The 24,477-nt window shown below is 43.5% G+C and carries 19 protein-coding genes; 11 read left to right on the top strand and 8 right to left on the bottom strand.

All coding sequences use genetic code 11. The annotated features are described in order from the left end of the window. Positions 1 to 427: 427 nt before the first annotated feature. A complete protein-coding gene (ppsA, locus tag ACGF7G_RS16735) occupies positions 428 to 2,806 on the bottom strand; it encodes a phosphoenolpyruvate synthase (protein WP_387466952.1) in 2,379 nt (792 codons plus the stop codon). A gap of 217 nt (positions 2,807 to 3,023) precedes the next feature. Here ppsA and ACGF7G_RS16730 point away from each other — a divergent pair, with 217 nt between their 5' ends. The 8 genes from ACGF7G_RS16730 (at position 3,024) to ACGF7G_RS16695 (ending at position 11,321) form a co-directional block, all read left to right on the top strand. After that, entirely contained in the window at positions 3,024 to 3,899 is an 876-nt protein-coding gene (locus ACGF7G_RS16730) for a pyruvate, water dikinase regulatory protein (RefSeq protein WP_387466950.1), read from the top strand. 141 nt (positions 3,900 to 4,040) lie between these two features. Next, entirely contained in the window at positions 4,041 to 5,087 is a 1,047-nt protein-coding gene (locus ACGF7G_RS16725; RefSeq protein ID WP_387466948.1) for a 3-deoxy-7-phosphoheptulonate synthase, read from the top strand. A gap of 168 nt (positions 5,088 to 5,255) precedes the next feature. Continuing rightward, positions 5,256 to 5,453, top strand: a complete 198-nt coding sequence (gene hemP / locus ACGF7G_RS16720; RefSeq protein ID WP_387466946.1) for a hemin uptake protein HemP — start codon at positions 5,256 to 5,258, stop codon at positions 5,451 to 5,453. A gap of 88 nt (positions 5,454 to 5,541) precedes the next feature. Further along, on the top strand, positions 5,542 to 7,608 hold the full coding sequence (locus ACGF7G_RS16715) for a TonB-dependent hemoglobin/transferrin/lactoferrin family receptor (RefSeq protein WP_387466944.1): 2,067 nt from the start codon (positions 5,542 to 5,544) through the stop codon (positions 7,606 to 7,608). 32 nt (positions 7,609 to 7,640) lie between these two features. Beyond that, positions 7,641 to 8,714, top strand: a complete 1,074-nt coding sequence (locus ACGF7G_RS16710) for a hemin-degrading factor (RefSeq protein WP_387466943.1) — start codon at positions 7,641 to 7,643, stop codon at positions 8,712 to 8,714. Then, the gene (locus tag ACGF7G_RS16705; protein WP_387466942.1) at positions 8,711 to 9,529 is read left to right on the top strand and encodes a hemin ABC transporter substrate-binding protein; all 819 of its coding nucleotides are present in this window, start codon (positions 8,711 to 8,713) and stop codon (positions 9,527 to 9,529) included. Before ACGF7G_RS16710 ends, ACGF7G_RS16705 begins: the two co-directional genes overlap by 4 nt. Next, positions 9,526 to 10,527 carry an iron ABC transporter permease gene (locus ACGF7G_RS16700; RefSeq protein ID WP_133812805.1) on the top strand — a complete coding sequence of 334 codons (1,002 nt, stop codon included), beginning with the start codon at positions 9,526 to 9,528 and terminating at the stop codon, positions 10,525 to 10,527. The genes ACGF7G_RS16705 and ACGF7G_RS16700 overlap by 4 nt, the downstream gene beginning before the upstream one ends. Beyond that, entirely contained in the window at positions 10,527 to 11,321 is a 795-nt protein-coding gene (locus ACGF7G_RS16695) for a heme ABC transporter ATP-binding protein (protein ID WP_387466941.1), read from the top strand. The genes ACGF7G_RS16700 and ACGF7G_RS16695 overlap by 1 nt, the downstream gene beginning before the upstream one ends. 55 nt (positions 11,322 to 11,376) lie before the next feature. Here the strand turns inward: ACGF7G_RS16695 and ACGF7G_RS16690 are convergent, their stop codons facing one another. Continuing rightward, the gene (locus ACGF7G_RS16690) at positions 11,377 to 11,991 is read right to left on the bottom strand and encodes a hypothetical protein (protein WP_387466939.1); all 615 of its coding nucleotides are present in this window, start codon (positions 11,989 to 11,991) and stop codon (positions 11,377 to 11,379) included. Positions 11,992 to 12,254: 263 nt separating this feature from the next. Between ACGF7G_RS16690 and ACGF7G_RS16685 the strand changes: the two genes are divergently transcribed. Next, positions 12,255 to 12,617, top strand: a complete 363-nt coding sequence (locus ACGF7G_RS16685) for a helix-turn-helix domain-containing protein (RefSeq protein WP_387466937.1) — start codon at positions 12,255 to 12,257, stop codon at positions 12,615 to 12,617. Between the two features lie 694 nt (positions 12,618 to 13,311). Here the strand turns inward: ACGF7G_RS16685 and ACGF7G_RS16680 are convergent. From ACGF7G_RS16680 to ACGF7G_RS16655, 6 genes are all read right to left on the bottom strand, one after another. Next, the gene (locus ACGF7G_RS16680) at positions 13,312 to 13,698 is read right to left on the bottom strand and encodes a hypothetical protein (protein ID WP_387466936.1); all 387 of its coding nucleotides are present in this window, start codon (positions 13,696 to 13,698) and stop codon (positions 13,312 to 13,314) included. Between the two features lie 382 nt (positions 13,699 to 14,080). Further along, positions 14,081 to 14,536, bottom strand: coding sequence for a hypothetical protein (locus ACGF7G_RS16675; RefSeq protein ID WP_387466935.1), 456 nt, complete (start codon positions 14,534 to 14,536; stop codon positions 14,081 to 14,083). Positions 14,537 to 15,015: 479 nt separating this feature from the next. After that, a complete protein-coding gene (locus tag ACGF7G_RS16670) occupies positions 15,016 to 16,293 on the bottom strand; it encodes an efflux RND transporter periplasmic adaptor subunit (protein WP_387466933.1) in 1,278 nt (425 codons plus the stop codon). Continuing rightward, positions 16,286 to 17,764 (bottom strand): TolC family protein, encoded by a 1,479-nt coding sequence (locus tag ACGF7G_RS16665; RefSeq protein ID WP_387466931.1) that lies wholly within the window; start codon positions 17,762 to 17,764, stop codon positions 16,286 to 16,288. The genes ACGF7G_RS16670 and ACGF7G_RS16665 overlap by 8 nt, the downstream gene beginning before the upstream one ends. Then, positions 17,757 to 18,971 carry an ABC transporter permease gene (locus ACGF7G_RS16660; RefSeq protein ID WP_387466930.1) on the bottom strand — a complete coding sequence of 405 codons (1,215 nt, stop codon included), beginning with the start codon at positions 18,969 to 18,971 and terminating at the stop codon, positions 17,757 to 17,759. Before ACGF7G_RS16660 ends, ACGF7G_RS16665 begins: the two co-directional genes overlap by 8 nt. Then, the gene (locus tag ACGF7G_RS16655; protein WP_387466928.1) at positions 18,964 to 19,707 is read right to left on the bottom strand and encodes an ABC transporter ATP-binding protein; all 744 of its coding nucleotides are present in this window, start codon (positions 19,705 to 19,707) and stop codon (positions 18,964 to 18,966) included. The genes ACGF7G_RS16660 and ACGF7G_RS16655 overlap by 8 nt, the downstream gene beginning before the upstream one ends. A 316-nt stretch (positions 19,708 to 20,023) precedes the next feature. Between ACGF7G_RS16655 and ACGF7G_RS16650 the strand changes: the two genes are divergently transcribed. Together ACGF7G_RS16650 and ACGF7G_RS16645 are read left to right on the top strand one after the other, a co-directional pair. Then, the gene (locus tag ACGF7G_RS16650) at positions 20,024 to 20,437 is read left to right on the top strand and encodes a flagellar protein FlhE (RefSeq protein WP_387466927.1); all 414 of its coding nucleotides are present in this window, start codon (positions 20,024 to 20,026) and stop codon (positions 20,435 to 20,437) included. Between the two features lie 390 nt (positions 20,438 to 20,827). Next, positions 20,828 to 24,477: filamentous hemagglutinin N-terminal domain-containing protein (locus ACGF7G_RS16645; protein WP_387466925.1), on the top strand; the 3,650-nt coding region annotated here is incomplete at its 3' end.

Raw genomic sequence — 24,477 nt, 5'->3', positions numbered from 1 at the left:
ACATAGCGAAAGAGGATTAACTCTTTCGCTAAGCCATAATTTTAAAAACTAATCATTCATTTGAAATACTCATTTGTTTTTATTTGCTAGATATAATTATTGTGATCATAATGTTAAAAAATGGTTAAATTTGGTTTTTTATAGCCATAAATAATTCGTAAATTAGGACAATTCTTAATGAATAAACTATTTAACTAAATTAATATAAGCGGGCTGTAAACGAGACGTTTATTTCTCCTTTTGATGGTTCTATTTATTAGAAACGCGTATATTGCTGTGTGTAGTCCTTGCCTATCACGCCCATGGTAGGCTTTTTTTTCACTATTTTTATCCTTATTCTGTGGCATTGTCATCAGTTACTTTATCCATTAAAAAACCCGCCATTTATTCTGACGGGCCTTTAGTTTCAATTGCGGATTATTCTCAGTTAACTCTCTTTCGCTAATCCCAGCCAAGTTTTCACCACGGTATCTGGGTTCAATGACAAACTATCAATTCCCTCTTCCATCAACCAATGAGCGAAATCCTGATGGTCTGAAGGCCCCTGCCCGCAAATTCCCACATATTTGTTTTGACGCTTGGCCGCCTGGATAGCTAATGAGAGCATCGCTTTGACCGCATCATTGCGTTCATCAAATAACTCAGACACCACGCCGGAATCCCGGTCCAAACCAAGAGTAAGTTGAGTCATATCATTAGAACCAATAGAAAAGCCATCAAAGTATTCAAGGAACTGTTCCGCCAGAATTGCGTTGGACGGAATCTCACACATCATAATGACTTTCAACCCGTTCTCACCACGCTTCAACCCTTGTGACGCCAATTCAGCAATAACTGCCTCAGCCTGAGCGACAGTACGCACGAACGGGATCATAATTTCAACGTTGGTCAGCCCCATATCATTACGTACACGCTTAACCGCTTCACACTCCAATGCAAAACAACTGCGGAAACTGTCAGAGATATAACGCCCCGCACCACGGAAACCCAACATCGGGTTCTCTTCATCAGGTTCGTAAATGTCACCACCAACCAGATTGGCATACTCATTAGATTTAAAGTCAGACAGGCGAACAATAACCCGCTTCGGCCAGAACGCAGCCGCCAGCGTTGCGATCCCTTCTGTCAGGCGTCCAACATAGAACTCAACCGGATTATCATAACCCAACATCAGAGATTTTATCTCTTGCTGCAATTCCGGCGTTTGCTGATCAAATTCCAGCAATGCGCGAGGATGAACGCCAATCATTCGGTTAATAATAAATTCCAAACGGGCAAGACCAACACCTTCATTTGGTAAGCAGGCAAAATCAAATGCGCGGTCAGGATTACCCACATTCAGCATAATTTTCACATCAAGCTCTGGTAATTGATCGACCTGAGAACTTTGTACAACGAAATCCAGCTGATTTTGATAAACAAAACCTGTATCGCCTTCCGCACAAGAAACCGTCACTGGTTGATTTTCTTGCAAACGTTCCGTTGCATCACCACATCCAACAACTGCGGGAATGCCCAATTCACGGGCAATAATCGCGGCGTGACAAGTCCGTCCGCCACGATTAGTGACGATCGCAGCCGCCTTTTTCATAATCGGCTCCCAATCCGGATCGGTCATATCAGTGACCAGCACATCACCCGGCTGGATACGATCCATTTCATTTAAGTTATGAATAACTTTTACTACACCCGCACCAATACGATGACCTATGGCGCGCCCTTCCACCAATACCTGACCTTGTTCATTCAGTTGATAGCGTTCCATAACCTGTTGGTTTGAGCGGACAGTCTCAGGACGCGCCTGAACAATATATAACTTGCCATTATGACCATCTTTGGCCCATTCAATATCCATCGGCCGGCCATAATGTTTTTCAATCAACAACGCCTGACGAGCTAACTCTTCAACTTCTTCATCAACTAAAGAGAAACGATTGCGTTGTGCTTCTGGCACATCTTCGATGCGTACCTGCTTACCATGCTCTTTATTATCAGCGTAGATCATATGCAGTTTTTTAGAGCCCAGATTGCGGCGAACAATGGCGGGCTTCCCCCTATTCAGCGTTGGCTTATGAACATAGAATTCATCCGGGTTCACAGCCCCCTGAACAACCATTTCACCCAATCCGTAAGCAGAAGTAATAAAGACAACCTGATCAAATCCTGATTCAGTATCAATAGTGAACATCACACCGGAAGAGGCGAGATCAGAACGCACCATACGCTGTACACCGGCTGATAACGCAACCCCCCGATGGTCATATCCCTGATGGACACGATAAGAAATAGCCCGGTCATTAAACAGTGAAGCAAACACATGCTTAATGGCAATCATCACCGCATCAATGCCTTGTACATTCAGAAAAGTTTCCTGCTGCCCGGCAAAAGAAGCATCCGGCATATCTTCAGCCGTTGCCGAAGAACGTACGGCAAAAGAGGCTTCCGGCTCCCCTTCAGACAACTGGTGATAAGCGACCTGAATATCTTTTTCCAATTGCGGCGTCCATGGTGTATCAATCACCCATTGACGAATTTGTGCACCCGCTTTAGCCAGTTGGTTCACATCATCAACATCAGTTTCATCCAGCAAGCGATAAATACGCTGATTGACACCACTTTGCTCCAGGAAATCATTAAATGCCTGTGCGGTGGTCGCGAAACCATTCGGGACAGCAACCCCCAATTCTGACAGGTTAGTGATCATTTCTCCCAGGGAGGCGTTTTTACCACCAACCCGGTCAACATCATGCATACCTAATTGGTTATACCAAAGCACATTACACGGGGGGAGGTTATTGTTAGGCATTAAAACAATCCTTTTAACATTCGTGAGGTACAAGTCGGAAAATTGGCACTGCATTTTCAGCAGTCATAAACAGACTAACACAATGTTTTGACACACATAGAAAGGTGAATCGATCAACCCAACACATTATTTTTTTCTCAGGTATACTTTGCAGAAAATTGATGCCCGGTCTCATTTAACTAAACGACTGGAAAGATAGAAGACCACTATAAATATCATGACAAAATCCAGATTAGACATATCAGCAGAAAGTAATAGTGTTGAGAATAGTGTTGAACGCACCGTTTTCTTTATTTCTGATGGAACAGCAATTACCGCAGAAGTATTGGGCCATGCTGTATTATCACAATTCCCCATCAAAGTAACCTCATATACCCTGCCTTTTGTTGCCAGTGAAACCCGTGCAAAAGAAATAAAGCAACAAATAAATCAAATATATCAAGATACGAGTATAAGACCTTTGGTTTTCTATTCCATTATCTCTTCTGGGGTGAAAAATATTATCACCAGCAGTGAAGGTTTCTGTCAGGACATTGTCCAAACACTGGTAGCGCCATTACAAAAAGAGACCGGACTGGAACCCAAACCTGAGCTTAACCGTACTCACGGTCTGACCGCAAAGAATCTCAGTCAGTATGATGCGCGCATAGCAGCGATTGACTATGCCCTAGCACACGATGATGGTATCTCTTTACGTAATCTTGACCAGGCGCAGGTTATTCTACTGGGTGTGTCTCGCTGCGGAAAGACGCCTACCAGTCTCTATTTAGCCATGCAATTTGGTATTCAGGCTGCAAATTATCCTTTTACCGCAGATGATATGGATAATTTACAATTACCTGCAACATTAAAACAATTTCAGCATAAGTTATTCGGTTTAACTATAAGCCCTGACCGGCTGGCCGCTATTAGGGAAGAACGCCGAGAAAATAGCCGTTATGCATCATTGAGGCAATGCAGAATAGAAATTTCCGAAGTTGAAGCTTTATTCCGTAAGAATAAGATTAATTATCTTAATACCACCAATTATTCTGTTGAAGAAATCTCGACCAAAATAATCGATACGATGAAGATGAACCGCCGTATGTTTTAGAAATATATCAATATAAATAATTGAAAAAAATTTATGATGTAGCTAACTATATTGTTTGTTTAATTTAGTCATTTTCGTTTATTGTAATTTCAATTACCCACAGGTATATCCGCTAGTGTAAAACGAACTTTGAGAAAATATATGTACAAAACAGATGGTTTAAGGACTCACCGCGTCGATAGTTTGGTAACACCTCAGGCTCTGGCAATTCAATATCCTGTATCTGAAAAAATCGCCAACAATGTGACAACGTCACGAAAACGTATTGCAGATATTCTATCCGGGAATGACCAACGACTTATGGTTATCGTTGGTCCTTGCTCTATTCATGATATTGATGCTGCTTTAGATTATGCTCAACGACTGAACACATTACGTGAAAAATACCAGCACAGGCTGGAAATTGTTATGCGTACCTACTTTGAAAAACCGCGCACAGTCGTGGGCTGGAAAGGTTTAATTTCAGATCCGGATCTTGACGGCTCTTGCCAGGTTAATCGTGGTATTACTTTAGCGCGTAAGTTACTGATTGATGTCAATGAGTTGGGTTTACCTACAGCAACCGAGTTTCTGGATATGGTGACCGGCCAGTATATTGCTGATCTCATTAGTTGGGGAGCTATCGGAGCCAGAACAACAGAAAGTCAGATTCACCGGGAAATGGCATCAGCCCTCTCCTGCCCGATTGGCTTTAAAAACGGCACTGATGGCAATATCCGTATCGCTATAGACGCTATCCGCGCATCCAGTGTCTGTCACACATTTCTATCGCCGGATAATCATGGTCAAATGACCATCTATCAAACCGAAGGCAACCCATACGGCCACATTATTATGCGTGGGGGCAAACAACCTAATTACAGTGCCAGAGATATTGCCGCAGCTTGTGATCAACTACGTGAATTTGATTTACCAGAGCACTTAGTTATCGATTTCAGTCACGCTAATTGTCAGAAAATACATAAACGCCAACTGGACATCGCGAAAGAGGTAGGCCAACAGATTAAAGATGGTTCTGCGGCGATTGTCGGTGTAATGGCTGAAAGTTTTCTACTTGAAGGTGCCCAAACAATCATTCAGGGGCAACCACTGAATTACGGTCAATCTATTACCGATCCTTGTCTGAACTGGCAAGATACAGAGCGACTTCTAGAAACTCTTGCCGAAGCAGTCAATTATCGCTTCTGAACCCGCTTCTGAGTTAGCCTTTTATTCACAAAAGGCTAACTTACAGCAGATTAATAAACCATGCTAATATATTGGTTCTGAACAGCAAAAATATTGCTTGAAGTCATCTCTCCATATAACGATAATGATTCTCACTATGATAATAGTTAGTATTCGCTAAGTGGATTTATGACTAAAGTATGTCACCAACATTCCTGCATTGCACTTGAAGAACGGTGCAACACTTATCCTGATGAAATCATGCAAATTGGTTACATTGACAGTAAACAATTGTTAGGTGAGTTAGGAATTACCCGAATTCGCCACCAAGGGGAACTCTACCAATTACGCCAAACTAAAGCCGGAAAGCTGATACTAACTAAATAAAAAATAACTCAGCCAGCCACCCAGATCGCGTATCGGGGCAGCCAGCTATATCCATAAATCATAAAATATTCTTATGGAGATCCGTCGGATGTCTCAAACAGCAAGATCAACACTCAAGCTATCAGTATTAAGCCTGGCGGTTATTAGTAGCTTTTCAACCGCGTATGCAGCAACAAAATCGTCCGATTCTGATAGTAATAAATCATCCCGCGATGTGATAACTGTTTATGCAACAGGTAATGAAAGGGATAGTTTCGAAGCACCCATGATGGTGACGGTGATAAATAATAAATCAGCACAAAGTCAGACAGCCGGTAATGCCGGCGATCTTATCAGAAAAATACCCGGCATTAATATAGCCGGTACAAACCGTGCTAATGGGCAAGATGTCAGTCTGCGTGGTTATGGTCCACAAGGTGTTTTGACATTGATTGACGGTATCCGTCAGGGCACCGATACCGGTCATATTAATGGTACATTCTTGGATCCGGCATTAATTAAACAAGTCGAAGTTGTACGTGGTCCCTCTGCCCTGCTCTACGGCAGCGGTGCCTTAGGTGGTGTTATCGCTTATCAAACTGTCGATGCCGCAGACCTGCTGCAAGCGGGTCAAGATCACGGATTTCGCGTTTTCGCCCGCGGTGCAACCGGTGACCATAGCATGGGTTTTGGTGGTGCAACTTTCGGGAAAACAGATTCTCTGGATGGTTTATTCGCTTTCAGTACCCGTGATGCAGGCAGTATCCGCCATGGCGGTGGTTTAACGGCTGATAATGATGAATTTATCAGTAACCTGATAGCGAAAGGCAGCTGGAAAGTCGATGAAAACCAGTCCCTGAGTAGCCAGTTACGATATTACCGTAATGAAGCTAACCAACCTAAAAATCCACAAACGCTCATCGGGAAGAATGAAAAATCTGACTCATGGACTGATCGGACGACAACTCAACGTGATGCCCAACTCAGCTACCAGTTAAACCCGGCAGAATATGATTGGTTAAATGCCAAGGCTGACCTTTATTATTCGGATGTGACTATCGATGCCCGCACTCAAGAAAAGGGGTTCGAAGGCCGCAAGCAGAAAACCTATGGCGTAAAACTGGAAAACCGCTCCCGCCTGTGGACAGACAGCCCATTGGCACACCAACTTACCTACGGCGGTGAAACCTACCAACAGAAACAAACCCCAGGCGGTAACACTGATAGCTTCCCTGATGCCGATATCCGCTTTTCTTCCGGTTGGGTGCAGGATGAAATAACCCTGCGCGACCTGCCAGTATCTATTATCGCCGGTACCCGTTATGACAACTATAAAGGGACAAATTCCAAATATAAGGATGTCAGCGCTGATAAATGGTCTTCCAAAGGGGCTATCAGTATTACACCAACTGATTGGTCAATGCTGTTTACCTCTTATGCTCAAGCGTTCCGCGCACCGACAATGGGTGAGATGTATAACGATTCCAAACATTATTCGATGGGACCAATTACTAACTACTGGCTCCCTAACCCTAACCTTCGCCCAGAGAGCAATGAAACATGGGAATCGGGTTTTGGATTACGTTTCGATAACCTGCTGGCAGACAACGACGAACTGAAATTCAAAGCCAGCTATTTTGATACCAAATCCAAAGATTATATTAAGTTAGATGTCATTAATCCTCTTAGGACAAAATCAGGTAAAATAATCAGGTCAAAAACCGGCCAACCTATATATACGAATACAACATCCACTAATGTCCCCAAGGCCAAGATCTGGGGTTGGGATGTTTCTATGAACTATGAATCTAATCTGTTTTCTTGGGATTTGGCTTATAACCGCACTGAAGGAAAGGACGAAAAGAGTGGTAAATCTCTCGATAACCTCAGCCCAGATACCATCACCAGCACACTGGACATCCCTGTTGCACAAACCGGTTTCTCTGTTGGCTGGATAGGTCAATTTACCAAGCATACTGATTTTAAAGGGCAAGATAAACAACAGGCTGGCTATGGCATAAATGACTTTTACATTAGCTATCAAGGCGAAGGGATGTTAAAAGGTGTGACCACTACCGCAGTTTTGGGCAATGCCTTTGATAAAGAATACTACTCACCACAGGGAACACCGCAGGATGGTCGCAATGCCAAACTATTGGTGAGTTACCAGTGGTAATTAAATATAATGTATTTTCAAGGAGTTAAGTTGTGAATTCATCACTTTATGAACGTTACCTGCAAGCCAAAGCTGATAATAAAGCCAAATATGCCCGCGATCTGGCTGCTTATCTGAATGTCAGTGAAGGTGAGTTACTGCACAGCCGCGTTGGGATAGATGCCAAACGCCTTGACATTGACGCACCAACTTTACTGGAAGAACTGGCTGTTGTTGGTGAAACTAAAGCGATTACCCGCAATGATTTTGCAGTCCATGAACAAATTGGCCGGTATGAAAATACACGTTTCAGCGACCATGCAGGGTTGATCCTGAATCCTCGTGAACTCGATTTGCGGATATTCTTTAATCACTGGAGCAGTGTGTTTTATCTGGTCGAGCCCGCAAAAAAAGGGATGCGCCACAGTATTCAGTTTTTTGATCATCAGGGTGATGCGCTGCATAAAATTTACACCACGGATAATACCGATATGGCAGCCTGGGAAACACTGATCGAAAAATATCAGACAGAAGAAAACCCGGCATTGGTTATCAAACCTATCGAAGAAACCAGCTATTCAACCATAACCAATGAACTGAAAGTGCAACTCGATAAAGAATGGCGAGCAATGACTGACGTTCATCAATTCTTTATTATGCTTAAACGTCATAACCTGAGCCGTCAGCAAATTTTCGACGCGGTACCGGATGATCTAGCTTACAGAGTAGAAAATTCTGCACTGAATGAGCTCATTAATGCCGCTTATAGCGATCAGAATGAAATCATGATTTTTGTCAGCAACCGTGGTTGCGTACAAATTTTCACCGGCAAGCTGGAACGCCTGATGCCATATCAGGAAGAAAACTCAGATCAGAAATGGATTAATATCTTTAATCGTAATTTCACACTACATTTAATAGAGAGTGCTATCGCTGAAAGCTGGGTAACCCGTAAACCAACGGTTGATGGTTTCGTCACCAGTCTTGAGTTATTCGATGCTAACGGCAATCAGATTGCTCAACTGTTTGGTCAGCGTACAGAAGGCACTCCTGAACAAACTCAGTGGCGTGAGCAAGTGGCTGCTCTGCCAAAACTGCAACCAGCACAGGAAGAGCATATAGCATGAAAAAATGGCTTCTGACATTCGCCCTTGCGGTATCGTTCAGTACTTTTTCCACTGAACGGCTCGTCACCATTGGTGGCGATGTATCTGAAATTGTTTTTGCACTTGGTGAAGGTAACAAAGTTGTCGCCAGAGATAGCACCAGTCAGAAACCAGCAGAATTGCTTGCCTTACCCGACGTCGGCTATATGAGATTGCTCAATCCTGAAGGCATTCTTTCTATGCATCCGACACTGGTTCTGACTAGTGAGCTGGCAAAACCTTCACTGGCACTTAAGCAACTCCAAGATTCTGGTGTAGACGTTATTCAGATAACCGGAAAAGCATCGTTAGAAGCCGTTCCCGAAAAAATCAAGACCATCGCCAAGGCGGTCAATCAAGCTGAACGCGGTGAACAACTGATTAAGCAATATCAGAAAAAACTAGCAGACATCCCAACCACCAAATTACCAACCCGTATTCTGTTTGTGATGAGTCACGGGGGTATCATGCCAATGGCTGCCGGGCAAAAAACCGCAGCCGACAAAATGATTAGTGCTATTGGCGCGACTAATGCAATGCAAGGCTTTAACAGTTATCGTCCCCTTTCGCAAGAGGGTGTTATTGCCAGTGCACCAGATTTATTGCTAGTAACCGAAGATGGCATTAAATCAATGGGCGGCCTGGATAAAATCTGGCAATTACCGGGCTTGAAACATACCCCGGCCGGTCAGAAACAACAGATTTTAATTGCCGATGATATGGGCCTGCTTGGTTTTGGCCTCGAAACCCCTACAGTGATGAAACAACTACGACAGGCGGCGGAGAAGGCCCAATGAGCCGTATGAAGTCTCCAGGATTGGGTTTGGCATTTCTTTGTCTGCTACTGTCCGGGTTGGCTATTGGCTCCGCCAATCTGGGCGCATTAACATTATCTTTTAAGACATTGTGGGGATCCTCGATCAGTGATCCCCAATGGCAAATCTGGCTGAACATCAGATTACCAAGAGTATTATTGGCGATGCTGGTTGGCTGTGCTTTAGCCGCTTCCGGTGCGGTGATGCAAGGGTTGTTTCGTAACCCACTGGCAGATCCCGGCTTACTGGGTATGAGCAGTGGAGCGGCACTGATGGTTGCAATGGCGATTATTTTGCCCGTCAGCCTGCCATCTGCCATTACCGTATATGGTCATATTATTGCCGCATTTATAGGCAGCCTGTTAATTTCACTCCTGATTTTTTCACTGAATAAATATAACCAAGGAAATTTGGCTCGTTTATTACTGGCCGGGATCGCCATCAATGCGCTCTGCGCATCCGCTATTGGTGTCCTGAGTTATATCAGTGATGACCAGCAACTACGCCAATTCTCTTTATGGATGATGGGTTCACTCAGCCAAATAGAGTGGCCGACACTGGCAATTGCCGCTTCCTTGATTATTCCGGTTTCCATCCTGACATTCAGTCAGGCCCGTAAACTGAATCTGTTGCAATTGGGAGATGAAGAAGCCCACTATCTCGGCATTAACGTCCAGCGCACCAAATTCCAGTTATTACTCCTCAGCGCCCTGCTCATTGGTAGCGCCGTTGCATTAAGTGGGGTTATTGGATTTATCGGGTTGGTTGTCCCCCACCTGATCAGGATGCGGTTTGGTGGTGATCATCGCTGGCTGCTTCCCGGTGTCGCATTGGGTGGTGCCTCTCTTCTACTTACCGCAGATACACTGGCAAGAACATTGGTCTCCCCGGCAGAAATGCCCGTAGGTTTAATGACGGGTTTGATCGGTGGACCATACTTTTTATGGCTGATACTCAAACAGCCAGGGAGCCAGATATAATGGAAGCTGTAAAAAATAATATTTTTCTGCAAGCACAAAATCTGAGTTATTCAATTGGCAACCGGAAAATTATTGATAATGTTTCGATCTCGGTAAATAAAGGTGAAGTTGTCGCCATTATCGGCCCCAACGGCGCAGGAAAATCCACATTACTGCGACTGCTGACGGGATATATGAAACCTGAACAGGGGCAATGTTATTTACAGGGAACACCCATTGAGCAATGGCCGGCTCAACAGCTGGCCCGAACCCGGGCCGTCATGCGTCAGTACAGTTCACTCTCTTTCCCTTTCAGTGTGGAAGAGGTCATTGCTATGGGGCGTTCTCCTCATGGCATTCATCATCAACAAATAGCCATTGATACCGTCATTGAACAAACGGATTGCCAGGAGTTACGCCACCGTGACTACCGGCAATTATCTGGTGGTGAACAACAAAGGGTACAATTAGCCCGTGTCCTTGCGCAGCTCTGGTCTCCGGCACCGACAGAGTGTTGTTTGTTTCTTGATGAACCGACATCAGCCTTAGATCTTTATCATCAACAACATACGCTGCGTCTGCTTTACCGGCTGACACGGGAACAACCGATGGCTATGTGCTGTGTTTTACATGATCTCAATCTTGCCGCTCTCTACGCAGATAAAATCTTTCTGTTACATAAAGGGAAGCTGGTCGCAGCAGGTACGCCAGAAGAGGTACTGAATGATCAAATTCTAAAAAAATGGTACCAGGCAGATCTTGGTATTACCCGCCATCCTGAGACTCAACAACCTCAGATTTATCTAAGGCAATAACGACAAAAAAAAGCCTGACAGGCAAATTATTTTAGCTATTTGCCTGTCTTACTTTTTACTTACGAAATTTTATTACATCAGGCAGATACCAGAAAGTTGCAATCAAACACAAACAATAACCCAAAAGTTCGCACCCTTCTTCAGCCATATTTTTTACAATTCGATCAAAATTTTCCAGCATTAAACCTTGCCATAACACTCCCATACCAAACAGACGGGAAAAAACCAACACACACAAGATACCTGAAACCATCATGCCGTAACTTTGATGACGGGCAAAATGAGTAATCCCAACTAATGTAACCCGACCTTGGTAAATAGCGTAAAAAATACAAATTAACGCCAACGGAATAGCAACCCATGCCCAGGCACCATGAAATATTTCATCAAATATGGAATCCAACTCTCTTATCAATAAACAAGCAAAAAAACCTGATATCAAGACTAATGCAGGACGCAATTGACTATTCTTTTTTGCTTCCAGAAAAAATGCAGCAGAAATAACAAACAGTATACTCTCCTGAGAAATTTCAGTTAATGAACTCTCCTTCACTGCATTCTGCAAATAGACAACATCAATAAAAAGTAAGCCGATAACTATGGACAAAATCAGAGCATAAAAAACAAAAAATGCCAGTTTTTTAGTTAAAAAAGTCACGTCCGATTGCATTACAACCTCCATTAAATTAAATGACGCACGATAATACTGCTTTAAATAAATTGGTGAAGATCATTTGATGCTACTTGTTGTTAAAGCAAAGGAAATTTACACAAATAAGGGTAATAATCAATTATAAATAGCACTTTTCGCCTATAGATATTTCCGATTTATCTTAAAATACTCACAATAATAACTATCGTTATTATCATTACAGGAATAGCTAATTAACACTAATATTTTAGCAACTAGCCCACCATTAGTGGGAGGTGAAAATGTCAGAAACTGTAGTAAACGATATTGTCAGATGGCTTGAAACCCAGCTTCAATGTAACGAAGGTATAAAAATAGATACCATTGCTAATAGGAGTGGTTATTCAAAATGGCATCTGCAAAGGGTATTTAAAGAGGTGAAAGGCTGTACTCTGGGTGAATATGTCCGCAAACGGCGTTTGCATGAAGCAGCAAAATCTCTGCGTGAAGAAGATCTGCCGATTCTTGACATTGCTCTACAGTATGGCTTCAGTTCTCAAGCAACATTTACCCGGATCTTTAAAAAACACTTTAACACCACACCTGCCAAATTCAGAGAGAACGGTAATCTACCTGAATTAAAGTTCTTCTTAAGTTGTGAGTGATAGCCGATTTGCTCACGGTCTTATTGATATTGTCTTCCTTAATGGTCAATAATTTTATTGACCATCTCTCTTTTATGCTATTTGAGTTCACTAACGCTCCCAATGGAACAAAAACCAGATAAGAATTTCCCAGATAGCTAACTGATTAGTTTAACATTTATTTCCCTTGCCTAAATAAGCGTACCTAATATCATTTTACCTTGGCTAATCCCTGTTTATTTCTTCGAAATGGAGAACAGATTTTCATAAATATTTTAGCTTTCCTTAACTGTTACCACATATATCAGCATACGTAATTTCAGATAGCAACTTCATGAGATGACAACAAAACCCGCGCTATTTTATTAGCCCATGTGAATAAACCAGTTAATATAATTTCAAAATAAATAGTATAAGGTAGATTCACATAATACTTAACAACTAAAAAACAAAGCTAAGAAAAATTAGTGTATATGTAACTATGAATAAATATAAACCCTGAAGATTGAACATCAGGGTTTTATTTAAAATTAATTTCAACTTACTGCTTATCCAAATAGGCCTTATTCTTACAAATAGTTTGAACACTGCCCAGGTTTAAAATGGCAAATAAAATAACCTAATGGGATGTGCTCTTAGTATTTTAATGCAAATAATAACGAATAATATTTTCCATAGGAATTCTCATTACATCATAGTCTTACCTATCATTCTTTTAAGACTTTGGATCTGTTTTAGGGTCTGTTTTGGGATCTGTCTTTGGGTCTGTTTTTGGCTTATCAGCCTTAAGTAATACGCCGTTGATGTACCCATAATCTTTGTATATATATCCGGTAGTTCTAATATTGACTTTTTTCCCACTAAGGTGTGCAAGAATCAAAGTTATTAGACTACCATTTCCTTGATAACCGCCAGCAGAGTTATCTAGAAGAAAATTTCGTGGAGTACCACCTTTGCCATCTTTGTCAACTTCGCCTTCAATAATGACTACATGAACGTTGTCTCTGGCTATATCTGGAGCAATTTCAATGGAAGATACAGTGACATCAGAAATAGATACACCAGAAGAAACTATTTCAGCAGAATGATTTTGATCGGTCATAATATATTAACCCTTATAATATTAGATTTAGCATCAAGTTATAAATATAGAAATTCATATTACACCAAAAAACTCAATTAATTTACTAACATCCATATTCAATTATCATAATCCATAAACTTATAAAAACACTTTACAACTTTAAAAATAGTGTAGAACTAATAGTCCGTCAATAAAATACCAAAGGAAACCAAACTAAATAAAAACAAACATTCAACATTAATTGACAATGACAAAACTAAATTACTGTATATTTTCCTATTATAACTTAGTACTAATGTATCTCACATATAATGTCACTTGATAATTATATAATCTACCGAAAATAAAAAAACCAAGATGAGCCAGATATCTCTAATAACGTAATCTGGCTCAATTTCTACTATTTCATAGTAAACTCAACTGACCATGCGTAGGTAAAAAGATTAGTAGAGGTGATAGTTGCATTACAAACAGCACCCCCACTCGGTGTTGCTCCCTTATTCCACTTCGGAATTTTAACGCCATTGACGTATGTATTCACGAAAGTGGTCATAAATTCACAGCTCTTAAACCCTATTTTATATCGTACCATTGCGTAATTTACATCAGGAGATAGCGGACTTTGAACCTGATAGTTATTGACCCCCCCTTGTCCTACACTTGAATCAGGTTTAGGTGTTGCATTTGCATATGTTCCGGCTTCATTATTAGTGATAATAGTGTAAACAGCATCAGCACTTCCCGGCGCACCAAGGTGCTTAAATGTAACTGTTACGGGCGGACCTGCATGAGCGACACCTACAGCAGTTAAAGAAGCAGTTGCAAACAGGGCCAACAACGATTTACGTAGTAACATGTTAGATATTCCTTATGTTGTTTAGAATGGCTGACTGCATTTTGATACAACTTTTTTTTCTATGAATTTATCTGACGCACGATATATATGCCAAATTCATAAAGCAAATTTCTGCTTTATATATTTATAATATAGACCATTTTCATCAGAATTTATTCAAATAGATAAAAGATTCTTAGTTATAAAATCCGCAAATATTTTGATCTTAGGGGAATAAGAAAATAAATATCGGTACAATTATATAGAAATAGTTTCATGGTCAAATTAAATCGTCCCAATGGAGATTAATATTAATTCGTCACAATATTCCGCAGAAACTTTAAATTCGATATCATCTTAACAAGAATTTAAGCAGTATAAATATATAACAGTGAATGAGTTGCAATAGATGATATTAAGAATGAATCTCAACATACAAATTGCCAATGCAAACAATTGTACCAAAGCCAAGTTGTCCAATACACGTGGTCAAATCTCGATCATTGCTGCACAAAAATTTCAACATAGCCTGCTTCTAACCCGACCACTTCTACCCCCTGAGGAACAGCATACCCTGGTGTTACCGTAATCTGCTGTGCAGGATCGCGTAACTCACGTCTATAGGTAACAAAAACCTGCCCGTCAGGCCCCTGGCGTAATGCCCCGGCAGGCACCGCCAATCCATGTTCATTGCGATACGTGACAATAGCCAGTTTAGCACTCATATTCAGACGGATACGCTGCCGCTGTTCAGGTGTAAGGGGATCAATCGCTACCAACACATCATAATTTACACCCGCTCCCTGCGATTCGCTTGAACGGCCTTGTACGCCAATCGTCTTAATCTGCCCCTGCAAGGATAACCCCGCAAAACCATCACCCGTGATCTGAACTGGCATTCCTTCATACAATTGGTGAAGATCTGCCTCTTCAATGCGTGCTACCGCCTGAATTTGTTCTAAATTGATTATCTCAAAAAGCGGTGCACCCTGAGTGACTCGGGTCCCTTTTTGAATAGATAACGCTTTGTCTGATTCCTGAACAAGAGGACGAACAACAATTCCGTCAAAAGGAGAAACCAGCTCGCGTTGAGCTTGCTGAACTTGGAGTGCCTGATAACGCGATTGAGCGTTGGCGAGTTCCATATCGGCGATTTGGCGATTCTCGCCTGTGCCTTTATCAAGTGTCGCGTTTAGCTCTTCCCTGGCTGCGGCAAGATCGAGCTGTTGAACTTTGACCTGCTGCTCCAGTGTATCAACTTCCATACGGGCAACAATGCCACGCTCAAATAAGGTTCGAGTATCAGTAAGTTTACGTTCAGTATCATTCAGGCTTAACTGAGCATTGGTTAAGGTTCTGCGTACCCTGGCAACGTCTTGGCTGTTTTCCCAGTTCGCCATATCTTGTACCACTCGCTGGGCTTTCAGTCGTTCCGTAAGCGCCTGTCGTAACTGGATATCCAATTGTGCAGTATCAAGGCTCAACAGGGGTTGCCCTCGTTTAACGCGCTGGCCTTCCGTCACCACGACTTCAGCGATAACACCATCGAATGGTGCCGCAATCGTCAAACTGGTAGCGGCCTGAATGCGACCAACTAACCCAAGACGGTTTTCCAGCCGTTGAGGTTCAACACGCACCCACGGTTTCTGTGATGATGTATCAGTTGAAGACGGCAGATAGACATAGGCAATGGCAACCCCGGCGACTAATGCAACAACAAGTGCCACCAGCCAACGAGTCTTACGCCTGAAACAGGCAAGTACCCTGCTCTTAGTCATTAAGTGCAATATCCCAGCTCCCCAGGGTGGTGCCCAATGTTTCATCCAATTCCGCTTGCGCATTCAGGTAGGCGATTAACGCATTGAGACGAACATTCTCGGCATTACGCAGATCGGTTTCAAAACTCAATACCTGAAAGTTACTGGAACGGCCAACCGTCAGTTTTTCGCGTTCAATCTCCAGCTTGCGTCGGGATAGATCCCTGGCACGTTGTGCGATCTCATATTGACGCCAACGTGTACTAATATCACGCACCGCATTACCGACATCACGTTCCAGTAACTGTTTTGCCTCAGTAAGACGGATATCCTGATTCTGAACATCAACCCGCGCCCGCACTTCCGCCTGACGCTGACTCAAATCCCCAATGGGTATTTCCACCTGGACACCTGCGTAATTTTCCCAATTTCGCGAACTGTTTGCACCGGTTCGATCGCGTACCTGGCTGGCCCCACCGACCAAAGAGACATCCCATAAGCGATCATTACGGGCGACTGTCAGGTTAATACCCGCCTGCTCTGCGGTAATCAATTGGGTAAGATAGGATGGTTGCTGCTCTTGTGCCAAATGTTGCGCCTGGAGCAGATTAATGTCTATGCGTTTGGCGTCCAATTTGTCAGTCGCTTTTACCTGAGTTTGCAAGTCCAGGGCGAGCAAACGCAACAACTCTAAGCGACTGGTATCCAGTTGATTAGCGGCTTCCTCATTAGCCAGTTCCTGCATGGCAACATCGGCCTCAGTCTGAACAATCTCGAAAGCTGCCATTCTACCTGCGGAAATCATGACTTTATTAACCTCCAGCAGTTGGCGCGAACGTTCAAGGGCATCACGTGCGATTTGTAACTGTTCTTGAGCGCGCAGCAATTCACGGTAAGCCATAATAACCTGCGTGATAGTCTGAGATACCGTTGCTTTCAGATTCAGGCGATTTATTTGCTCCATCAGTTGAGCAAGACGTACAGGCGCCGTCGCCACCTCTTTGCCGGCCCCGCGCAGCAGTGGCTGGATCACAGAGAATGAAGCGCCATCATTACGGCTACGGCCAGCATTTTCCGCCCATGTCGCCCGGCTCGTCCATGACAAGCTGAACCGGGTACCATATTCCCCAAGCATTGTAGACGTGGGCGTAATCTCGCTCTGACGGTAACGATCATCTTGATTACGGGCAGCAATATAACGACTATTGATCAGCAATTTCGGCGTAAAACGATCTTCCGCAACCCGCAAATCGAATTTCTGGGCAATACGATCCAGATAAGCACTGCGAATCGAGCGATTGTTTCGTAATCCCAAATAGATTGCATCACTGAGTGTCAGATCGATAGTCTGCTGATTAAGAGAAATTGTACTCATTGTGGGCATGGTTGCCTGCGACGGGGTCAGCGGCTCCGCTAAAGCTTGTTTGACGGATACCGCTATCATCAGCGCAATAATGATGCCAATAACACGCTGAAAAGTTTGGCTAATCATCACGAAGTGCCTCTACAGGTTGTAACCTGGCAGCAGCCAATGCTGGGTTGATGCCGAAAAATAAACCGATCACTAACGAACTGGCAATCCCCAGTGGCAAAGAGAGTGGAGATAACGTGAATACCCAACCAGAAAATTTTACAAACAGGTACCCAGCGGTCACCCCCAACAGCGATCCAGCAACTGCGCCGACAATAGACAAAGTGGCCGCCTCCAGCATAAAAAGCACACCGATATCAACAGGTCGGGCTCCCAGAGCCATACGAACACCAATTTCACGCCTGCGTTCTGAAACATTCATCAGCATGACATTCATGACACCCACCCCGCCCACCAGCAATGAAATGCCTCCCAATCCGGCAAGCAAATAGGAGAATGTCTTTGCTTGTCGCGTCAATCCATCAAGCAATTGCTGCGGAATTTGAACTTCAACATGACGACCTTTTGATAATGAGACAAGATAATCACGTAATAATACAGCATCACTGCTTAACGTTGTTACGTCTCGCGCTCTGGCAATGACACTGCCTATCTCTGGAGCTGGCCGCAGCCGTCGCATTCCTTCAATGGGCAATATCACGGAACCATCAACAGAAACCGGGAGTAAAGGATTTATTCCCTGAGCAGAGAGAATACCTATCACTTCAAACAGATATCCCTCAATTTGCAGTTGACTACCTACCCGGATAGGTTGGTTTGGTACTTTTGACTGTTTCGCAATATCTGCGCCGATCACGGCATAAGTTGTCTGTCGATCATAGTCCGATAGAAAACGCCCCTGCTCGATCTGTAAATCAAGCACTGCGGCCAGATCAGAGGATGTACCTGTAATATTCGTATCAATCCCTTGCCCCAGGAAACGCATTCGAGTTGAGTATAACGTGATGGGGGCAGCATACATGATCGTGGGCAGCGTTCGGGTAAGCATCTGAGTATCCAGTGTGGATGGCGCAGGTTTGACATCAGTGCCCGGCATAAAATCAAAATGGGCGACCAGCATATTGCTCCCCATGCTCTTGAAAGTGCTGATAGCTTCATTGGCAGCGTTGTAACCAATGTTCAAAAGTGCAATGACCGAAGCACACCCAACGGCAATACCAAGCAACGCAAACAGGGAACGCCGCCCCAGTAAACGCAGGCTATCCAGCGATTCACGCAAGGCTTGCGAGAAGGAAAATCCGTGGCGACCAGAATTCACGTTAAGCATCGGATATATCCGGCCATAGATCGGTTTCGGAAAGCTGGCCATCATTGACATACAGACAGCGCTGCATATTTCTGGCGATTGCTTCATCGTGTGTCACCATGACCAGTGTCACGCCCTGCTCGCGATTCAGTGACAGAAGAAGTGCCATGATATCGCGTGCTGTAGTACTGTCGAGATTGCCTGTCGGTTCATCAGCCAAAATGAGAGAGGGCTTGCCGACCAAGGCTCTGGCGATGGCAACACGTTGACGTTGTCCCCCGGAGAGATCTGCCGGCCGATGGTGAATACGATCAGCCAGACCAACCAATTCAAGCTGATATTTCGCCTCCTGCCGGGCCAGCGAACGTGAATATCCACGATACAGCAATGGCAGCGCCACATTATCCAATGCCTGCATTCTGGGAAGTAAATTGAAACTCTGAAATACGAAACCAATTTCCTGATTTCTTATTCTCGCCCGCTCATCAGGAGTAACATTTGTTATATTAACGCCACTAAACTGAAAACAACCAGAAGTAGGTTGATCCAATAAACCAATAATATTAAGCAAAGTACTTTTACCCGAACCGGAAGCGCCAACAATAGCACAACTTTGCCCACGCATTATGGTAAGTGATATTTTATCCAGCACCGGATGATATTTTTCCCCCATACGATAGGTTCGACAAATATTTCTCATATAAATCAAAACCTCTCCACCCTGGGAAGTTGTGATTGTCATGTCTGATTTATTCATCGCTTTTGACATCCATTAAATGTATCACTGGCTCCATTTGATTGTTTACCCGGTTTTATATCATGGGAAGATTCTCTTGTAAAAGGCTGCAACTTGAGTGAGATGCAAAAACGTCGAGCAGCAAAAATAGATTAGATTAACTTAACATAAATTCAAGTTACCCATTGCATTTTGGGGTTAATCCCCCCAAATTAATCCTGCCAGCTTTGGCATTTCGTACAGGTTTTTATGAAAGTTCAAGAGATAAAGGGCGCGAGATCAAAATGTATATCTAAGCTCTCGCAATAGAAAATTATCAGGTATTGGGGTAATAGCGATGAAATTAAAAAAAATCTTGGGAATGGGTAGTGCATTATTGTTAACCCTGTTTTCACAAGCAGCATTATCGGCGAGCTACCAATCTTCGGTTGTTCTGCCAACCGTGTATTCCAGAAATTACATAGAAACAGCTTATCTTCCTGTCGTCGGATCTCCACCAGCCTCAGGCAGTATTAGCAATGTATCCTGGACTTGGAATGTCGTCGGGTGGCCTCAAGGACTGTCGGTTTATCTTTGTCAGGGAGATATCAACAACAACAGTTGCCTTGATATCTCTCGCACCCGGAGAATGTCTACAGCCGCATTCAATACTAGAAGCCCGGCACAGCAGTTCTTTTATGCTTTGAAAGTTGCAAATGGCGGAACAGTACCAGTGGCAGGCCAAATGGGAGAAATTACTGTCACTTGGTAATAATTTCTCGATTGTCCTCCAAAGATTGCCGTCAGCACCACAGGCGGCAATTCTGACTTATAACTGAGCTCAAGAAACATCTGCTAAAGCTATCAAAGCCTATTAACAAAGAATGTCTCCAACCTTAATCGCGATTTTTTAGCATTTAATATACCTCATTCCCCATTGTCAGGATTAAACAACCCGATCTTGATCACATTTCATACTATCCATTCGGACTAATAAATAATTTCACATTAGAATAGTTTAATTAAGTCACTATTAAATTATCCATATTCTCTATGGGAAGATGACTGCTTTATCACCGCAGCCTGACAGCGGATAACAGGGTCACTTATTGGTCAGTCTCACTGACATTGTCACATTTAACGTAAAAAAAGGAACAGAACGATGGCGAAATGCCACAACTTGATGGCCAGGGTTACGAGTTATCTTTTAATTTACCTGACGGCAATCCAGCCGCTGCACCCGGCTATCGCTGCCGGCATAACACCGGATAACAACCGTACGCAGGTACAAAACCACGCCAACGTGCCGGTGGTGAATATCGCCACACCGAATGACGCCGGGATATCCCACAACACTTATCAGGAATTCAACGTTGCCACTCAAGGTGCCGTACTCAATAACGCCACTCAGGCAGCCCAATCACAACTGGCCGGGCAACTTAACGCCAACCCGAACCTGAAAGGCCAAGCGGCTGAACTGATTATTAATGAAGTCACCGGCAACAGGCGCTCTGAGCTGCAAGGTCAGTTGGAAATTGTCGGCAATAAAGCCAACGTGATGATTGCCAACCCCAACGGCATCACCTGTGATGGCTGTGGCTTTATCAATACTGCCAGCGCCACCCTGACCACCGGTAAACCCCAGTTTGATAAACAAGGTGCGCTGGAAGCACTCGAAGTGAAACAGGGCCAGATTACCATTGGTAGCAAAGGGCTGGATGGCAAAGCGACGGATTATGTCGATATCATCAGCCGGGCAACGGAACTAAATGGAAAGATTCAGGCTAACACCCTGTCACTGACGCAGGGAGCCAACCGCATCAGCTTAAAAGACGGCACGGTTAACTCACTCGCCGGAGAAGGCGCTAAACCGCAATTAGCCATTGATACCAAAGCATTAGGCGGCATGTATGCCAATAAAATCCGGCTGGTGGCCACTGAAGATGGCGTTGGGGTTAATTTGAAAGATTTAACCAGTGACCAGCGTGATATCACCTTAAACGCTAACGGCAAAATCGAATTAGGCAATACCAACGCTAAAACCGACTTAAATATTATGGGTAAAGAAACGCATATTGCCCCGAATATGAATGTGCAAGCGGGACGGGATATGACCCTGGCAAACACCACGCTGGAAAATAAAGGCCGCGTAACCGCCGGTCGGGATATGCGGGTATTTGGCGACACCGTGCGTAATACCGGTGATAAAGCCTTACTGCAAGCCAATGATAATCTGTGGATACAGAAAGATGCGCAGGGAAATAAAGGTCAGTTAGTCGAGAATAGATCGGCGACAATAAAAACCGTCAAGGGGGATTTGGTTGTCAGGACAAAAGATCTGAATAATACCCGCGATGTCTTTGTTATTCAAAATAAGCCGGTAACACCGGATTTTACAGACAGAGATATGACCGTACTTAATGATGTCAATATTTTTGGCAAGCCCTATGCTATAACAGCAGAGTTGACACCACTTCCTGACAAATGGTTCGGTCATGCCTATTTCAGTCGTCTTAGTTTTGAGGATAACAGAACAGAAAAAGCTTATTTAAATAATGCCAGAATGAAAAGCAGGGTATTAGAAAGTTCTCTGCCCGTTCTTATCCTCTCGGGAAGAAATGCTTATATTAACAGTGATAATTTATCCAATCAGATAAGTAAAATTGCAGCTGAAAAAGATATTTTCCTGACTGGAAATAAGTTTATTAATGAAAGCAAAAGAAAAAGCTCACTCAATGATTTTATTATTTATGATCTTAAGCTTGAACCTGTCCCGACTGTCTATCCTTACCAAAAATCAGGCGAAACTCAAACCTTGAATGACGAGGACGATGTCATTGAGCCGGCAAGCCTCATCGCGAAAGGTAGCATTGTTGCTGATTTCAAAGACAGTATCACCATTAATACCGCCCTTCCTTATGACATTAAAACTGTCTCGGAAATTAATGTCAAAGAACGACCGGAAACCTTATCGGCGATGAATATTATTCTCCATGCCGGGCAAATTAATATCACTGATAAAATAAAGGCCATAAATGAATTAAACATTATCGCTGAAAAAGAGATTAATCTTAATGATGCTGCACTACTGTCATCAAATAACTTATCCATGACAGCCATCAATAATATTAATGCTCTGCAAAGTGAGGTAAAAGGGCAAGAGATTACCCTTATCAGCCGTCATGGAGACGTCCGGTTTCAGAGCAGTGAAAAACCCGGTTATTTTAATGCCGATAATACCCGGAGAGTAAGTACATTAAGTGCTAAGGGTAATTTAACAATCAATGCAGGTAAAAATCTCCTTTTACAAAATACCTATTTAACTCCGAGTACATATATCTCTTTGACAGCAAATAATGATATTGGGATAGAAAACACAGTACGACTCACCCCTCGACAAACGGGTCCTGTGCATTCAGATAAATGGGATCCTGATCTGCTTAATGCTATTTTGCCTGAACAGGAAAAAGGACATCTTGAATTTCTGTTACCAATGACCGGCGTTTTACATGCCTCAACATCATTGATGATTAATGCGGGCGGTCATTTCTTTACTCAAGGGGCTTTCATCTCAGCCGGAAAAGATGTTTATTTAAGTGCGGCAAAGCATATTGAACTCGGCTCCCGTGAATTGATTTTTCATAAACTAGAGGGCATCTTTTTATCGGGTCATTATATTCCACCTTCACGTTCACTGGTATTAGGTAGCAGGATCACAGCAAAGAATAATATCAGCCTGATAAGTGGCGGTGATATTAACGGGAAAGCCGTTCAGATACAGGCTAGCGGCAATACATTATTATCCGCTGGAAGAAATATTACATTACCTGCCCTGGATTATTCTGCAATTAACCAGGCTAATGATAACAACAAGGATGACCGACATATTATTGCTCAAGTCCGGGGTGATAAAAAACTGACCATGGCAGCAAATGGCGCTATCACCACTGCGGGGACTCAATTGACTTCTGACGGTGATGTCACGCTCTCCTCCGGCGGTAATCTGCGTTTTGAATCGGTGCAGAATCACATCTACCGGGAAAACGGCAGGGAATTCACCAAATCAGTGAGCCAGCAAGGCACCGAATTGACCAGTGGCGGCATCCTCACGGTTATCTCAAACGGCAGTATCCTTTTCCAGACCACTAAACTGGCGGCCAAAGGGGCAATGGATGTCGCGGCACAAGGCGGCTACCTGTACGCTCAGGCGATGGAAGAGTCCAGCCACTATGAGAAAACAGAGACCAAACGCCGGTGGTATGGCAGAAAGAAAACCACCACACGCACCCGTCATGATGTCACGAACAAAGTCACTGAATTTACCGCCAGCGGTGATATTAACCTGTTAAGCCGGGATGACAGCACCTATGAAGCCAGCAAAATCACCACCAATCAACATGCTAAACTGACCAGTACGCACGGTCAGGTTAATTTCAAAGCGGTAAAAAACAGCACTTTTGCGCAAACGATTACCCATTCCAAAGGCTTTTATATCACGCAGACAGATAAAGGTTACACCGAAAATACCTGGGTGCTTCCTGCTATTCATCTCGGTGGAAAACTCACCGTCGAGGCCGCTAACGGGGTCAGCGCGGATATTAAAGCTAAAAATGGTCAGTCATTACACAATGCCCTCTCCGTCTTTGGTAATACCCCGGAAACCGCCTGGTTGAAAGGACTGAGTGAACGTCAGGATGTGCAATGGAGCTTAGTCAACGATGCATATGACAGCTGGGATTATAAAAGCCAGCACCTGAACCCGGTGGTTTCGGCGGTCATCGCGATTGCCGTGGCTACCGTGACGGCAGGTGC

The sequence above is a fragment of the Photorhabdus sp. RM323S genome (assembly GCF_042879375.1).
Classification (GTDB): Bacteria; Pseudomonadota; Gammaproteobacteria; order Enterobacterales; family Enterobacteriaceae; genus Photorhabdus; species Photorhabdus tasmaniensis.
This window is presented reverse-complemented; position numbering and strand designations above follow the sequence as displayed.

Excerpts from the sequence above, each read along its gene's own strand:
- ppsA (WP_387466952.1), bottom strand. The coding sequence starts at position 2,806 with ATGCCTAACAATAACCTCCCCCCGTGTAATGTGCTTTGGTATAACCAA.
- ACGF7G_RS16730 (WP_387466950.1), top strand. The coding sequence starts at position 3,024 with ATGACAAAATCCAGATTAGACATATCAGCAGAAAGTAATAGTGTTGAG.
- ACGF7G_RS16725 (WP_387466948.1), top strand. The coding sequence starts at position 4,041 with ATGTACAAAACAGATGGTTTAAGGACTCACCGCGTCGATAGTTTGGTA.
- hemP (WP_387466946.1), top strand. The coding sequence starts at position 5,256 with ATGACTAAAGTATGTCACCAACATTCCTGCATTGCACTTGAAGAACGG.
- ACGF7G_RS16715 (WP_387466944.1), top strand. The coding sequence starts at position 5,542 with ATGTCTCAAACAGCAAGATCAACACTCAAGCTATCAGTATTAAGCCTG.
- ACGF7G_RS16705 (WP_387466942.1), top strand. The coding sequence starts at position 8,711 with ATGAAAAAATGGCTTCTGACATTCGCCCTTGCGGTATCGTTCAGTACT.
- ACGF7G_RS16700 (WP_133812805.1), top strand. The coding sequence starts at position 9,526 with ATGAGCCGTATGAAGTCTCCAGGATTGGGTTTGGCATTTCTTTGTCTG.
- ACGF7G_RS16695 (WP_387466941.1), top strand. The coding sequence starts at position 10,527 with ATGGAAGCTGTAAAAAATAATATTTTTCTGCAAGCACAAAATCTGAGT.
- ACGF7G_RS16690 (WP_387466939.1), bottom strand. The coding sequence starts at position 11,991 with ATGCAATCGGACGTGACTTTTTTAACTAAAAAACTGGCATTTTTTGTT.
- ACGF7G_RS16685 (WP_387466937.1), top strand. The coding sequence starts at position 12,255 with ATGTCAGAAACTGTAGTAAACGATATTGTCAGATGGCTTGAAACCCAG.
- ACGF7G_RS16680 (WP_387466936.1), bottom strand. The coding sequence starts at position 13,698 with ATGACCGATCAAAATCATTCTGCTGAAATAGTTTCTTCTGGTGTATCT.
- ACGF7G_RS16675 (WP_387466935.1), bottom strand. The coding sequence starts at position 14,536 with ATGTTACTACGTAAATCGTTGTTGGCCCTGTTTGCAACTGCTTCTTTA.
- ACGF7G_RS16670 (WP_387466933.1), bottom strand. The coding sequence starts at position 16,293 with ATGACTAAGAGCAGGGTACTTGCCTGTTTCAGGCGTAAGACTCGTTGG.
- ACGF7G_RS16665 (WP_387466931.1), bottom strand. The coding sequence starts at position 17,764 with ATGATTAGCCAAACTTTTCAGCGTGTTATTGGCATCATTATTGCGCTG.
- ACGF7G_RS16660 (WP_387466930.1), bottom strand. The coding sequence starts at position 18,971 with ATGCTTAACGTGAATTCTGGTCGCCACGGATTTTCCTTCTCGCAAGCC.
- ACGF7G_RS16655 (WP_387466928.1), bottom strand. The coding sequence starts at position 19,707 with ATGAATAAATCAGACATGACAATCACAACTTCCCAGGGTGGAGAGGTT.
- ACGF7G_RS16650 (WP_387466927.1), top strand. The coding sequence starts at position 20,024 with ATGAAATTAAAAAAAATCTTGGGAATGGGTAGTGCATTATTGTTAACC.